The sequence below is a fragment of the Streptomyces sp. NPDC021012 genome, from assembly GCF_044333355.1.
Classification (GTDB): domain Bacteria; phylum Actinomycetota; class Actinomycetes; order Streptomycetales; family Streptomycetaceae; genus Streptomyces.
The window spans coordinates 757,364-770,411 of the sequence record NZ_JBIRQU010000001.1; the positions used below are offsets into that span (position 1 = coordinate 757,364).

Below are 13,048 nucleotides of genomic sequence, written 5' to 3' on the forward strand. Positions count from 1 at the left end.
CGGGGGCGTGGGGCCGAGGTGGCGGAATGGTCACCTCCGTGCCACAGCGCGCCGACGGACCTTGAACCGGCCTTGGCACGTACATGACCCTTGATCACGACGGCGCCCGCCCTCCCACGGGGGAGAGGGCGGGCGCCGTCGCCGCACGAGCAGGAGGGTCCCTACGTCACCGTGAGGTGGAGTACGTCCTCCAGGAACGGGATCCGCAGCCAGGGCCCCGGCTGCACCATGAGCGCGAGCAGCACGATCAGGCCGCCCATCACCCCGTACGTGATCACGTCCGTGAAGCGGGAGCGGACCGCCAGCATCCCGACGGACGGCACCACCCGGCGCATCGCCGCGCCCGCGAGGAGCGCGACCCCGACCAGGATCGCCCCCACGCGGAAGGACTCCTGGAACAGGTCCGTGCCCACCACGAGCAGGCCGAGCCCGGCGAGCGCGAGGACGGTGAGCAGCGGCCACTGGCGGGCGGGGGCCGGCGCGTCGCCGGGGGCCGCCCGGCGGCCGCCCTCGGGGGGCGCGGTGTCGGTGGTGAGCCGCTTGCGCGGACTGCCCGCCGCCTCGTCCGGGCCCGGTGCCCCCGGCGTCCCGGAGGTCACGTCAGAGCGCCGCGGCCGCGCGCTCGGCGGCCTCGACGACGTTGACGAGGAGCTGCGCACGGGTCATCGGGCCCACGCCGCCGGGGTTCGGGGAGATCCAGCCGGCCACCTCGGCGACGCCCGGGTGGACGTCTCCGACGATCTTGCCCTCGCCGTTGCGCGAGACGCCGACGTCGAGGACGGCCGCGCCCGGCTTCACGTCCTCGGGCTTGATGAGGTGGGGGACACCGGCGGCCGCGACGATGATGTCGGCGTTCCGCAGGTGGGCCGCGAGGTCCCGGGTGCCGGTGTGGCACTGGGTCACGGTGGCGTTCTCGGAGCGGCGGGTGAGCAGCAGCGGCATCGGGCGCCCGATGGTGACGCCGCGTCCGACGACCACGACCTCGGCGCCGTTGATCTCCACGCCGTGCGCGCGCAGCAGCGTGATGACGCCGTTGGGCGTGCAGGGCAGCGGGGCGGGCTCGTTGAGGACGAGCCGGCCGAGGTTGGTCGGGTGCAGGCCGTCCGCGTCCTTGGCCGGGTCCATCAGCTCCAGGATGCGGTTCTCGTCGATGCCCTTGGGCAGCGGCAGCTGGACGATGTAACCGGTGCACGCCGGGTCCTCGTTGAGCTCCCGTACGACCGCCTCGATCTCCTCCTGGGTGGCGGTGCCCGGCAGGGTGCGCTGGATCGAGGCGAGGCCGACCTCCGCGCAGTCGCGGTGCTTTCCGGCCACGTACTTCTGGCTGGCCGGGTCGTCCCCGACCAGGACCGTGCCGAGGCCGGGCGCGATGCCCTTCTCCTTGAGGGCCGCCACACGGACGGTCAGATCGGACTTGATCGCGGCTGCGGTGGCCTTGCCATCGAGAATCTGGGCGCTCATGCCGCCATCCTCCCGGATGACCCCGCCCATGTTCCAATCCGGCGGTCTCCGGATCCCGAACGGGCGGCGGCGCGTTGCCTTCCTGCAACACATCTGCATTCCGGCTGGACAAACTTATGAGCCACTTATGACGATGGGGGCCGAACAGTGCCGCGGGCACTGCCGGGGGGCGCACCGCAGAACAACCATGTTTCCTCCGCGTGACCGCGTCGTCCCCGCAACGGAGGAAAGCCCCACATGAGCTTCGGCGACCCGAACAACCCGTACGGCCAGCAGCCCCAGCAGCCCCCGCAGGGCCAGCCCGGTTACGGCTACCCGCAGCAGACCCCGCAGGGCGTCCCGCCGCAGCAGGGCTACGGCTACCCGCAGCAGCAGCCGGGCGCGTACCCGCAGGCGCCGGGCACCCTCCAGGCGAACAACGGCTACATCAACGTGCACGGTCTCGGCACCGTGCAGGTCGCCTCGATGGGTCTGCGGTTCGCCGCGCGACTGATCGACTCCATCGCCATCGGCATCGTCTACTGGATCCTGGTCGCCATCGGCCTCGCCGGCGCGGTGGGCATCGGCTCGGCCTCCAGCATCGACGACTGCAGCGGCATGGACCCGATGTCCGACGCGTACAGCGCCTGCCTGGACAAGGCCGCGCAGCAGGCCGGCGAGGCCGCCGGCGGCATCCTCGCCGCCTTCTTCGGCGTGCTGTTCCTGCTGTTCATCGCCACCATGCTCTACGAGTGGCTGATGATCGCCTTCGTCGGCGCCACGCTCGGCAAGATGGTCCTGGGCCTGCGCGTCGTCAAGGAGAACACGGGCGGCAAGCCGGGTCTCGGCGGCGGCTTCATCCGCTGGATCATCCCGATGGTCGGCGCGATCGTCTGCGGCATCGGCCAGCTCCTGGTCTACCTGTCGCCGTTCTTCGACAGCACCGGCAAGACGCAGGGCTGGCACGACCGCGCCGCCGGCACGATCGTCATCAAGAAGTAAGCGTCGAGAAGTACCGCTCCGGCAGACGTCCTGCCGTTCCGAGGGCCGCCCGGTTCACCACCGGGCGGCCCTCGGCCGTTGCTGCCCCTTGCTGCCTCTCACTGCCTCTTCAGGACCGCGAAGCCGTCCGAGCGGTACGTGATCGCGTACCGCGCCTCCGGGTGCAACTGCGCGGCCAGCTGCGCCGGATCCGACACCTGCTGCCCCCAGCCGCGCAGGTCGAAGGCGAGGTAGTCCGGGGTGGCCCCCTTCGACGTGCCCACCCAGTAGACCCGGTGGTCCGCCGTGAGGTGGGCGAGGAGCGGGACGTCCGCCTCGACGCTCGCCCCCTCCGGCACCGCGGCCACCGCCGCCCGCGCCTCCGTGGTCCGGGTCTCCGTCCGGTACGTCTCCGACTTCAGCAGCTCCCGCAACGGCAGGTTCGCGGCGAGGGTCAGGGAGACGGCCACCGCGACCGGGATCACGACCTTCCCGTACGAGACGAGCCAGGCGCGCGGCGAGGTGCGGGCCGAGCGGACGCCGTCCACGAGGGCCAGGAAGACGACCGGCATCAGGACCGCGCTGTAGTGCCAGTGCATCCCCCAGTGGTTGGGGTCCTGGGAGAGGAAGCGCCAGCCCAGGGTCGGCAGGACCAGCAGGACCAGCGGGGAGCGCAGCGCGAGGAAGCCGACGATCGCGAACAGGTAGAAGACCATCTCCCACCGCTCGCCCGAGCCGAGGGCGCCGGCGACGACCTGCCCGAAGGAGGTGTCGGCGCCCGTGCCGGTCTTCTCGATCTTCGACCAGTAGTCGTACTGGCCGAGCTTGCTCGCCGCCGGGATCAGGACGAGGACCGTCAGCGCGAAGGCGGCCGTGCCGAAGCCGGCCAGGGCCGCGCCCAGCTTCTTCTGCCCCTTCAGGAAGAGGACCGCGCCGACCACGGCGACGGTCAGCCCCATGTCCTCCTTGACCAGGACGAGCGGAGCGGACCAGGCGGCGGCCGCCGTCCAGCGCCCGAGGAGCAGCGCCCGGCAGGTCAGCGCGAGCAGCGGGACGGCGAAGGCGATCTCGTGGAAGTCGGACTTGACGGCCTCCTGGAGCCCCCAGGACAGCCCGTACGCGATCGTGAGGCCGATGCCGGCGGCGCGGCTGCCGAGGACCTGCTGGGTGGTGCGGCCGACGACGACGGCGGAGGCGGCGAAGAGCGCGGCCTGCCCGAGGAGCAGGGAGGCCGGCGAGGGCCAGATCCAGTAGAGCGGCGCGAGGAGCGCGGTGACGGGGCTGAAGTGGTCGCCGAGTATGGGGAAGCCGGGGCCCTTGATGTCGACGACGGGCGCCCGGAACTCGGCGTAGGCCCGGACCGACTGCCCGAAGATCCCGAGGTCCCAGGAGGGCGTGCGGAAGTACGCGTACTGCACCCAGGAGTACAGGAAGTACAGGCCGCAGAGGACGCCCGCGAGGATCAGGTACGGGCGGAGGGGGGCCGGGGACAGCGCGTCGGACGGCTCCGCTTCGGTGCTCTGGGCAGCGGGCCTGTTCAGTACGTCCAACACCACGTCCCCCACTACCGGCGGCCGACAAAAGAGCAACCCATTAGACCAGAGTCCACCCGTTCGGCGGAGTGTCGCGGGACCTGGGAAGGGGAGCGGCCCGCCGGCACCGGTGAGGTGCCGACGGGCCGCTACGGGGTGCCGACCGTCAGTGGAAGAAGTGGCGCGTGCCCGTGAAGTACATCGTCACGCCGGCCTTCTGCGCCGCCTCGACGACCAGCTCGTCACGGACCGAGCCGCCGGGCTGGACGACCGCCTTCACGCCGGCCGCGGTGAGGATCTCCAGGCCGTCGGGGAAGGGGAAGAAGGCGTCGGAGGCGGCGTACGAGCCGCGCGCCCGCTCCTCGCCCGCGCGCTCGACCGCGAGCTTCGCGGAGTCGACGCGGTTGACCTGGCCCATGCCGACGCCGACCGAGGCGCCGTCCTTGGCGAGCAGGATCGCGTTGGACTTGACCGCGCGGCAGGCCTTCCAGGCGAAGGCGAGCTCGGCGAGCTCCTCGGCGGAGAGGGCCTCGCCGGTCGCGAGGGTCCAGTTGGCCGGGTCGTCGCCCTCGGCCTGGAGGCGGTCGGTGACCTGGAGGAGGGCACCGCCGTCGATCGGCTTGACCTCGACCGGGTTGGCCGGGGCGCCCTCGGCCTTCAGGACGCGGATGTTCTTCTTCTTGGCGAGGATCTCGACCGCGCCGTCCTCGTAGCCGGGGGCGACGATGACCTCGGTGAAGATCTCCGCGACCTGCTCGGCCATCTCGACCGAGACCGGGCGGTTGACCGCGATGACGCCGCCGAACGCGGACAGCGGGTCGCAGGCGTGCGCCTTGCGGTGGGCCTCGGCGACGTCGGCGCCGACCGCGATGCCGCACGGGTTGGCGTGCTTGATGATCGCGACGGCCGGCTCGGCGTGGTCGTACGCGGCCCGGCGCGCGGCGTCGGTGTCCGTGAAGTTGTTGTACGACATCTCCTTGCCGTGCAGCTGCTCCGCCTCGGCCAGGCCACCGGTGCCGTCGACGTAGAGGGCGGCGCCCTGGTGCGGGTTCTCGCCGTAGCGCAGGACGTTCTTGCGCTCGTACGTGGCGCCCAGGAAGTCCGGGAAGCCGGAGTCGTCGGCGGCCGCGTAGTCGTCGGCGAACCAGGAGGCCACGGCCACGTCGTACGCGGCGGTGTGCTGGAAGGCCTCGGCGGCGAGCCGCTTGCGGGCGGTCAGGTCGAAGCCGCCGGCCTTGACGGCGGCGAGCACGTCGGCGTACCGCTCGGGGCTGGTGACGATCGCGACCGACGGGTGGTTCTTGGCGGCGGCGCGGACCATCGACGGGCCGCCGATGTCGATCTGCTCGACGCACTCGTCCGGGGTGGCGCCGGAGGCGACCGTCTCGCGGAACGGGTACAGGTTCACGACGACCAGGTCGAAGGGCTCCACGCCCAGCTCGGCGAGCTGCGCGCGGTGCGACTCCAGGCGCAGGTCGGCGAGGATGCCGGCGTGCACGCGCGGGTGCAGCGTCTTGACGCGCCCGTCCAGGCACTCGGGGAAGCCGGTCAGCTCCTCGACCTTGGTGACGGGCACCCCGGCGGCGGCGATCTTCCCGGCGGTGGAGCCGGTGGAGACGAGCTCGACACCGGCCTCGTGCAGACCGCGGGCCAGCTCCTCGAGCCCCGTCTTGTCGTAGACGCTGACCAGCGCGCGGCGGATGGGCTTAACGGTGTCCGTGTTCACCGACATGAACCTTTCGTCCCTCAATGCGGTAGCCGTGCCGGGCGAGACGCCCCACGACGTCGACGAGCAGCGAGCGCTCGACTTCCTTGATGCGCTCGTGGAGAGCGGCTTCATCGTCCTCGTCCCGCACCTCGACCACGCCCTGGGCGATGATCGGGCCGGTGTCGACACCGTCGTCGACGAAGTGGACGGTGCATCCGGTGACCTTCGCGCCGTAGGCGAGGGCGTCACGCACCCCGTGGGCACCGGGAAAACTGGGGAGGAGCGCCGGGTGGGTGTTGACGACCCGGCCGCCGAAGCGGGCGAGGAACTCCTTGCCGACGATCTTCATGAAACCGGCCGAGACGACGAGGTCCGGCTCGTACGCGGCGGTGGCCTCGGTCAGCGCGCGGTCCCACTCCTCGCGGGTCGCGTGGTCCTTCACCTTGCACACGAAGGTCGGCAGACCGGCGCGCTCGGCGCGCTCCAGGCCGACGATGGACTCGCGGTCGGCGCCGACGGCGACGATCTCGGCGCCGTATCCCTCGGGGTCGGCGGCGATGGCGTCGAGGAGGGCCTGCAGATTGGTACCGGACCCGGAGACCAGGACGACGAGGCGGGCGGCAGCCACTGGGGTCACTCTTTCCGTGGTGTTTGTACGGTCGTACGAACGAATCGTGCCCCTCGATACGGGGAACCCTACGAATGGCTCGACCGTCAGCAACGATACCGGCACACGGGACGGCCCCCACGGGACGGGGGCGGGGGCGGACGGTAGCGTCAGGGTCCGACGCCAGCAGGGGCCGTGGATGCGGCCGCGGTCACGACGACAGAGGGAAGACGTTCAGCAGATGCCGGAACGCCAGTCCACGGACGACAACAACCCGTTCGCGCCGCCGCCCGAGGGCCGGCCGGACCAGCCGTGGCAGCCGCGGCGGCCGGAGGGCTCGGACGACGACGCGTCCGGCTCCCCGGGACCGTCCGACGGCCGCTGGAGCCCCCGCCAGCCGGGCCCCTCCCAGGACGGCTTCGGCCGGGGGCCGGAGCGCCAGGGCGGCGGTCAGGGCGGACCCGAGGGCGGCCCCGGACAGGACGGGCGCGGACCGGGGCTCCGCTGGGACCCGACGGACCCGGCGCAGCGGCGGGCCCGGTACGCGATCCTCTCGGGCATGTGGGGCTTCTTCTTCGCGATCTTCGAGATCCCGGAACTGGCGCTGCTGCTCGGCGCCCTGGGCCTCTACTGGGCGATCAGCTCGCTGCGCGCCAAGCCGAAGGCGGCGGGGGAAGTGTCGCCGACGTCACAGCCCAAGGCCCCCGCTCCGTCCCCGTCCCCGTCCCCGGCGGCCTCCTCCGAGGGCCGGCCGGCGGGGGCGTCCCCCGCGATCGCCCCGGTCCGCTCGATGCGGACGGCGGCGATCAGCGGTCTCGTCGCGTCGTGCCTGGCCCTGATGATCGTCGCGGTCGGCTTCACCATGCAGGTCGTCTACCGCGACTTCTACGAGTGCCGCGACGACGCCCTGACCCACGCGGGCGAGCTGGCCTGCAACGACCTCCTGCCGAAGCCGCTGCGCGCGGGCTTCGGGGTGCGGGAGTAGTCGGCCCGCGTCATTCGACGGGGGGTGGCGGTGGCGGCGGGGCGGGTTCCCAGGCCGCCGGGAGGTAGTCGTACGGCTCGTACCCGGGGTCGCCGAAGGGATCGCTGAAGGAATCGCCGAAGGGGTCGGCGACCGGGCCGGTGTACGGATCGGCGTGCGGGCTCGTGTGCGGGCCGCTGTACGGGGGGCTGCCGGGGCTCTGACCGGCGGCGGCCTCCGGAACCGCTGAGGCCCCTGGGGCTGGTGCGGCTTGCGCGGCTTCGGGCGCGGCTTCGGGTGCGACGGCCGTCCGCCCGTCGCCCTCCGTGCCGCCCGGAGGGGCCGCGGCGGGGACCCCGATCACCGCCCCGACGGCCCCGAACGCCGCGCTCACGGCCGCCCCGAACACCACCAGGGGGTTCGGCGCGTGCGGCGGTGCGGTCCGGGGCCTCTCGGAGCGCGGGACCCTGCGGCCCCAGGCCCGTACCCCCAGCGCCACCGGCACCCCCGCGCAGGCCCCCCACAGCACCGCCGCCGCGCCCGCCTGCCACCACACCGGGCCGAACGCCGAGAGCCGGCCGGTGCCGAGCGGGCCGCCCGCCGCGCCCGCGAGGACGGCGACGGCCGCCCCGTACCCCCCGGCCGCGCCGAGCGCCGTCAGGACCGCCTCCCGGGCCGCCCAGGTCCGCGCCGCGCGGCCCACGCGGCGGCCCAGGACCAGGGCGGCGGCCAGCGGGACCGCGGCGGTCACCCAGTGGACCCAGGTGCCGCGCCCCTCGGCGGGCAGCGCGGCGAGCAGCGGGAAGGGCGGCACGGCCGGGTCGCCGACGAGGCCCAGCGGGGTCGCGAGCGCACCCGTACCGAGGGTGAAGCCGGGCCCGAGGCCGTACGCCGCTCCCCAGACGGCCGTGTTCGGCAGCAGCGCCAGGACGAGCAGCAGGACCGTCACCCGACCGGACCACTCCCCCGCGAGGCCTTCGAACGAGGCCTGCGCGCGGCCCGCGTGCCAGGCGAGGGAGACCGCCGCGGCCACCGCGCCGCCGCCGAGCAGGGTGACGAGTCCGAGCCCCGCGGCGCGCAGGGCGGTGGCGGTCTGCCGCCCGGGGAGCGGGCGGCCGAGCGCCGTCCAGGCGCCCGCGCCCGCCGCGCCGGTCACGACGGCGGGCAGCCACAGTCCGGCCGTGATCAGGTCGGCGGGCAGCGGGCCGCTCTCGCTGTAGACCACGACGGCGGCCGCGACCAGCAGGTATCCCCCGGCGACGGCGGCGACGGCGCCGCCCGGGGAGGGGCGCGGCCGGCCCCCGTCGTCGCCCGGGTCGAGGGTGTCGCGGGCGGCCCGGTGGACGAGCCAGACGGGCAGGGCGGTGAGGAGCATCGGGACGATGCCGAGGGGCGCGGGCAGGCCGGACAGGGTGTCCGTGCGGACCAGGTCCACGCCGTGCGCGAGCAGCCAGATCCCGGCGGCGACGTGCAGGGCGCCGACGGGACCGCCGTCGGAGTACGGGGAGCTGATCCAGGCCGCGACCACCAGGACCGCGAGGGCGCCGAGACCGAGTCCGGCGGCGACCCCGCCCCGGACGCAGGCCGTGGCGAGCGCGGCGGAACGGCCGCCCTGGACCAGGGGGTGCTCGGTCACATGGGTCACGGGGCCATGCTCCCAACGACACGCGCTTTTCCCGCGTAACAGGCAAACCTCCGTTGTGTCGCTCAATATACGTTTATGTACTTTTCCGCCCAGAGCAGCTCTGCGGGAGGTCGACGCCGATGAGCCGGAGCACCGCGGATTCCGCCCCCTCCGCCACCCTGCCGACCCCGAAGGAGCGGCGCAGGTTGCGTGAGTCCCTCGCCCTCAGCGAGGAGCAGGTCGCCGAGGCCCTGGGCGTCACGAGGGCCACGGTCAGAGCCTGGGAGACCGGCCGCTCGGCCCCACGCGGCCGCAAACGCGAGGCCTACGCCCGCCTGCTCAGCGCGGAGGGCGCCGAGGCCCTGCTCCCGACGACCCCGGAGCCGTCCGCGCCCGCGCGGGCGGAGGCCCAGGCACAACCGGCCGGACAGCCGCAGGTCCAGGCCCGGCCACCGGCACCGGAGGCGCAGGGGCAGGCCCGACCGGAAGCGGCGGCCCAGGCCCGACCCTCACAGGCGCACCCCTCGGCCCTGCCGGCGGCCTCGGCCGCGCAGGCCCAGTCGGCGACAGCGGCCCCGGCCGCGCAGGGGCAGGCAGGAGCGGCGGCACCGGGTCAGGGCCAGTCGGCCGCGGCGGCGAGGCCGTCCGGTGGGTCGGGCGCTCCCGTGTCGGGGGCCTCCGTGGCGGGCAGCGTGCGGCCCAGGGCCGCCGTGAAGCGGGCCGCGAAGCCGCCGCGGGCACCGGCCCCGGTGCCGGCCATCGGTCACGGGCCCGCGCGGAAAGGGGCCGCGAAGCCGCCGGAGCGGCTGAAACCGGCGGCGGCCGAGGCCCCCGCGGAACCGGCCCCGGCCGGACCGGGCCTCACGCCCGAGGAGGCCTTCGACGCGCTGTACGCGTACGCCGCGCCCGCCCTCGTCCACCAGACGTACCTGCTCACCGGCCGCCGCGGGCTGTCCCGGGAGGCCGTCGAGCACGCCTTCCACCACGCCTGGCAGCGCTGGCCCGAGGTGGCGGTGGACGCGGACCCGGTGGGCTGGGTGCGGGCGGCGGCGTACGAGTACGCCCTCTCCCCCTGGCACCGGCTGCGCCGCGCCCACAAGCACCCCGACGCCCCGCCGACGGAGGCGAACCGGCGGGCGCTGCTCGGCGCGCTGCTCGACCTGCCGCCGGCGTACCGCCGGACCGTCCTGCTGTACGACGGGCTCGGCCTGGACCTGCCGGAAATGGCGGCCGAGACGGAGGCGAGCACCCCCGCCGCCGCGAACCGGCTGCTGCACGCCCGTACGGCCATCGCGGAGCGGGTCCCGGAGCTCGCCGAGCCGGAGGCCCTGCACCGGCGTCTGAGCGCGCTGGTCGCGGAGGCTCCGACGGCGACCCTGCCGGCCGCCCGCGCGGTCCGGACGGGCAGCGAGCGCCGGGTGCGGAGGTGGACGCGGGCGGTGCTCGGGGTGACGGCGATCCTCATCGCGGTCACCGGTTTCACGGTGGCGACCGCGCCGACCCGCTACATCCCGGTGAACGCCCCCGGCGAGACCGTCGACGGGGTGCCCGTGCGCGGCGGCCCGCAGAAGCTCGGCCCGGAGGACGTGCGGCTCCGCGACAAGCTGCGCTCGGAGCCCAACCCGGGCCCGGAGCGGCTGGTCCCGGCGGTCGAGTGACGCGTACGGACACGCGGACGTACGGACACGCGAAGTGGGCCCCGCCCCCGCCCGGTCTCCCGGGAGGGGCGGGGCCCACTCACGTACTGCCAGTCAGGCTGCTGTGCGCACAGCCCGTTCGGCCTTCTCAGGCCTTTCAGCCTTTTCAGCCCGCGAGGATCGCGCGAGCGAGCTTGGCGGTCTCGGTCGGCGTCTTGCCGACCTTGACGCCGGCGGCCTCCAGGGCCTCCTTCTTCGCCTGGGCGGTGCCGGAGGAGCCGGAGACGATGGCGCCGGCGTGGCCCATGGTCTTGCCCTCGGGCGCGGTGAAGCCCGCGACGTAGCCGACGACCGGCTTGGTGACGTTGGCCTTGATGAAGTCGGCCGCGCGCTCCTCGGCGTCGCCGCCGATCTCGCCGATCATGACGATCAGGTCGGTGTCGGGGTCCGCCTCGAACGCCGCGAGGGCGTCGATGTGCGTGGTGCCGATGACCGGGTCGCCACCGATGCCGACGGCGGACGAGAAGCCGATGTCACGGAGCTCGTACATCATCTGGTACGTCAGCGTGCCGGACTTCGAGACCAGGCCGATGCGGCCCGGCTTCGTGATGTCGCCCGGGATGATGCCGGCGTTGGACTGGCCCGGGGTGATGAGACCGGGGCAGTTCGGGCCGATGAGGCGGGTCTTGTTGCCCTTCTCCACGGCGTACGCGTAGAACGCGGCGGAGTCGTGGACGGCGATGCCCTCGGTGATGACGACGGCGAGGGGGATCTCCGCGTCGATCGCCTCGACGACGGCGGCCTTCGCGAAGGCCGGCGGCACGAAGAGGACCGAGACGTTGGCGCCGGTCTTCTCCATGGCCTCGGCGACCGTGCCGAAGACGGGGATCTCGGTGCCGTCGAAGTCGACGGACGTGCCGGCCTTGCGCGGGTTCACGCCGCCGACGATGTTGGTGCCGTCACCCAGCATGAGCTTGGTGTGCTTCATGCCCGTGGCACCGGTCATGCCCTGGACGATGACCTTGCTGTCCTTGTTGAGGAAGATAGCCATGGCTGTGGTTTCCCCTGTCCCTTACTTCGCAGCCGCGAGCTCGGCGGCCTTGTCGGCCGCGCCGTCCATGGTGTCCACGCGCTGCACGAGCGGGTGGTTGGCGTCCGACAGGATCTTGCGACCCAGCTCCGCGTTGTTGCCGTCGAGGCGCACGACCAGCGGCTTGGTGACCTCTTCGCCCTTGGAGGCGAGGAGCTCCAGGGCCTGGACGATGCCGTTGGCGACCTCGTCACAGGCGGTGATGCCACCGAAGACGTTGACGAACACGGACTTGACGTCCGGGTCGCCCAGGATGATCTCCAGGCCGTTCGCCATGACCTCGGCGGAGGCGCCGCCGCCGATGTCGAGGAAGTTGGCCGGCTTCACGCCGCCGTGGTTCTCACCGGCGTACGCGACGACGTCCAGGGTCGACATGACCAGGCCGGCGCCGTTGCCGATGATGCCGACCTCGCCGTCGAGCTTGACGTAGTTGAGGCCCTTGGCCTTGGCGGCAGCCTCGAGCGGGTTGGCTGCGGCCTTGTCCTCGAGCGCCTCGTGCTCGGGCTGACGGAAGTCGGCGTTCTCGTCGAGGGACACCTTGCCGTCGAGGGCGAGGATGTCACCGGAGGCGACCTTGGCCAGCGGGTTGACCTCGACGAGGAGCGCGTCCTCGGCGACGAAGGTCTTCCACAGGGTCACGAGGACCTCGGCGACCTTCTCGGCCACGTCGGCCGGGAACTTCGCCTGGGCCACGATCTCGCGGGCCTTCTCGATGTCGACACCGGTGTTGGAGTCGACCGGCACCTTCGCGAGCTTCTCGGGGGTCGTCGCGGCGACCTCCTCGATGTCCATGCCACCGGCGACGGACGCCATGGCGAGGAAGGTGCGGTTGGTGCGGTCGAGGAGGTACGAGACGTAGTACTCCTCGACGATCTCCGGAGCGGTCTCCGCGATCATCACCTTGTGGACCGTGTGGCCCTTGATGTCCATCCCGAGGATGTCCGTCGCGCGGGCGACGGCCTCGTCCGGGGTGGCGGCCAGCTTGACGCCGCCGGCCTTGCCGCGGCCACCGACCTTCACCTGCGCCTTGACGACCGACTTGCCGCCAAGACGCTCGGTGGCCTCGCGCGCCGCCTCAGGCGTGTCGATGACTTCACCGGCCAGCACCGGTACACCGTGCTTGGCGAAGAGGTCCCTCGCCTGGTACTCGAACAGGTCCACGCGCGTCCGTCCCTTTTCTGATGATCGCGGTTCGTTGTCTGCGTGGGCGTGCCGCGGAGGGCAACGTGACTGCGCTGTCACAAGGGAGGCGTGCACGGAGTCCGTGGACGCGGCATGTCCGTCTCGCAGGTTATCCCCGTGGGCCGTGGGTCCCTAAATCGCAGATCCCAACAGAGCGGTGATACGGGTCACAGACCGTAGGAGCCGGGGGGCGTTCCGTAGGGGTGGCGGGGTGGGGCCGACCTGCCCTCGCGGCAGGCGGGGACTGGCCTCCGGGGCCCTCACGACGCGCCGGGCGTCCGGG

The 13,048-nt window shown here is 73.2% G+C and carries 11 protein-coding genes; 3 read left to right on the top strand and 8 right to left on the bottom strand.

What is annotated here, in order from left to right:
* Window positions 1–161: 161 nt before the first annotated feature.
* Together ACH4TP_RS03490 and ACH4TP_RS03495 are read right to left on the bottom strand one after the other, a co-directional pair.
* Entirely contained in the window at window positions 162–599 is a 438-nt protein-coding gene (locus ACH4TP_RS03490) for a DUF3017 domain-containing protein (protein WP_398187198.1), read from the bottom strand.
* Between the two features lies 1 nt (window position 600).
* Entirely contained in the window at window positions 601–1,461 is an 861-nt protein-coding gene (locus ACH4TP_RS03495) for a bifunctional methylenetetrahydrofolate dehydrogenase/methenyltetrahydrofolate cyclohydrolase (RefSeq protein ID WP_389220660.1), read from the bottom strand.
* 237 nt (window positions 1,462–1,698) lie between these two features.
* Here ACH4TP_RS03495 and ACH4TP_RS03500 point away from each other — a divergent pair, with 237 nt between their 5' ends.
* Window positions 1,699–2,442, top strand: coding sequence for an RDD family protein (locus ACH4TP_RS03500; RefSeq protein ID WP_389220663.1), 744 nt, complete (start codon window positions 1,699–1,701; stop codon window positions 2,440–2,442).
* A 98-nt stretch (window positions 2,443–2,540) separates the two neighbouring features.
* On the opposite strand, the gene ACH4TP_RS03505 is transcribed toward ACH4TP_RS03500, so the two are convergent.
* From ACH4TP_RS03505 to purN, 3 genes are all read right to left on the bottom strand, one after another.
* Entirely contained in the window at window positions 2,541–3,974 is a 1,434-nt protein-coding gene (locus ACH4TP_RS03505) for a DUF2079 domain-containing protein (protein ID WP_398435486.1), read from the bottom strand.
* A 145-nt stretch (window positions 3,975–4,119) separates the two neighbouring features.
* Complete coding sequence (purH, locus tag ACH4TP_RS03510; protein WP_398435488.1) at window positions 4,120–5,685, bottom strand: bifunctional phosphoribosylaminoimidazolecarboxamide formyltransferase/IMP cyclohydrolase; 1,566 nt, start codon at window positions 5,683–5,685, stop codon at window positions 4,120–4,122.
* Complete coding sequence (gene purN, locus ACH4TP_RS03515; RefSeq protein ID WP_389220672.1) at window positions 5,660–6,289, bottom strand: phosphoribosylglycinamide formyltransferase; 630 nt, start codon at window positions 6,287–6,289, stop codon at window positions 5,660–5,662. Before purN ends, purH begins: the two co-directional genes overlap by 26 nt.
* Window positions 6,290–6,509: 220 nt before the next feature.
* On the opposite strand from purN, the gene ACH4TP_RS03520 reads away from it, so the two are divergent.
* The gene (locus ACH4TP_RS03520; RefSeq protein WP_389220674.1) at window positions 6,510–7,253 is read left to right on the top strand and encodes a hypothetical protein; all 744 of its coding nucleotides are present in this window, start codon (window positions 6,510–6,512) and stop codon (window positions 7,251–7,253) included.
* A 10-nt stretch (window positions 7,254–7,263) separates the two neighbouring features.
* On the opposite strand, the gene ACH4TP_RS03525 is transcribed toward ACH4TP_RS03520, so the two are convergent.
* On the bottom strand, window positions 7,264–8,877 hold the full coding sequence (locus ACH4TP_RS03525; RefSeq protein WP_398435490.1) for a DUF6350 family protein: 1,614 nt from the start codon (window positions 8,875–8,877) through the stop codon (window positions 7,264–7,266).
* Between the two features lie 119 nt (window positions 8,878–8,996).
* Between ACH4TP_RS03525 and ACH4TP_RS03530 the strand changes: the two genes are divergently transcribed.
* Entirely contained in the window at window positions 8,997–10,514 is a 1,518-nt protein-coding gene (locus ACH4TP_RS03530) for a helix-turn-helix domain-containing protein (RefSeq protein WP_398435492.1), read from the top strand.
* A gap of 145 nt (window positions 10,515–10,659) precedes the next feature.
* Here ACH4TP_RS03530 and sucD read toward each other — a convergent pair whose 3' ends face one another.
* Window positions 10,660–11,544 (bottom strand): succinate--CoA ligase subunit alpha, encoded by an 885-nt coding sequence (gene sucD, locus ACH4TP_RS03535; protein ID WP_389220682.1) that lies wholly within the window; start codon window positions 11,542–11,544, stop codon window positions 10,660–10,662.
* A 21-nt stretch (window positions 11,545–11,565) separates the two neighbouring features.
* Complete coding sequence (gene sucC / locus ACH4TP_RS03540) at window positions 11,566–12,744, bottom strand: ADP-forming succinate--CoA ligase subunit beta (RefSeq protein ID WP_389220685.1); 1,179 nt, start codon at window positions 12,742–12,744, stop codon at window positions 11,566–11,568.
* Window positions 12,745–13,048 lie beyond the last annotated feature (304 nt).

Excerpts from the sequence above, each read along its gene's own strand:
- sucD (WP_389220682.1), bottom strand. The coding sequence starts at position 11,544 with ATGGCTATCTTCCTCAACAAGGACAGCAAGGTCATCGTCCAGGGCATG.
- ACH4TP_RS03530 (WP_398435492.1), top strand. The coding sequence starts at position 8,997 with ATGAGCCGGAGCACCGCGGATTCCGCCCCCTCCGCCACCCTGCCGACC.
- ACH4TP_RS03500 (WP_389220663.1), top strand. The coding sequence starts at position 1,699 with ATGAGCTTCGGCGACCCGAACAACCCGTACGGCCAGCAGCCCCAGCAG.
- purH (WP_398435488.1), bottom strand. The coding sequence starts at position 5,685 with ATGTCGGTGAACACGGACACCGTTAAGCCCATCCGCCGCGCGCTGGTC.
- ACH4TP_RS03520 (WP_389220674.1), top strand. The coding sequence starts at position 6,510 with ATGCCGGAACGCCAGTCCACGGACGACAACAACCCGTTCGCGCCGCCG.
- ACH4TP_RS03495 (WP_389220660.1), bottom strand. The coding sequence starts at position 1,461 with ATGAGCGCCCAGATTCTCGATGGCAAGGCCACCGCAGCCGCGATCAAG.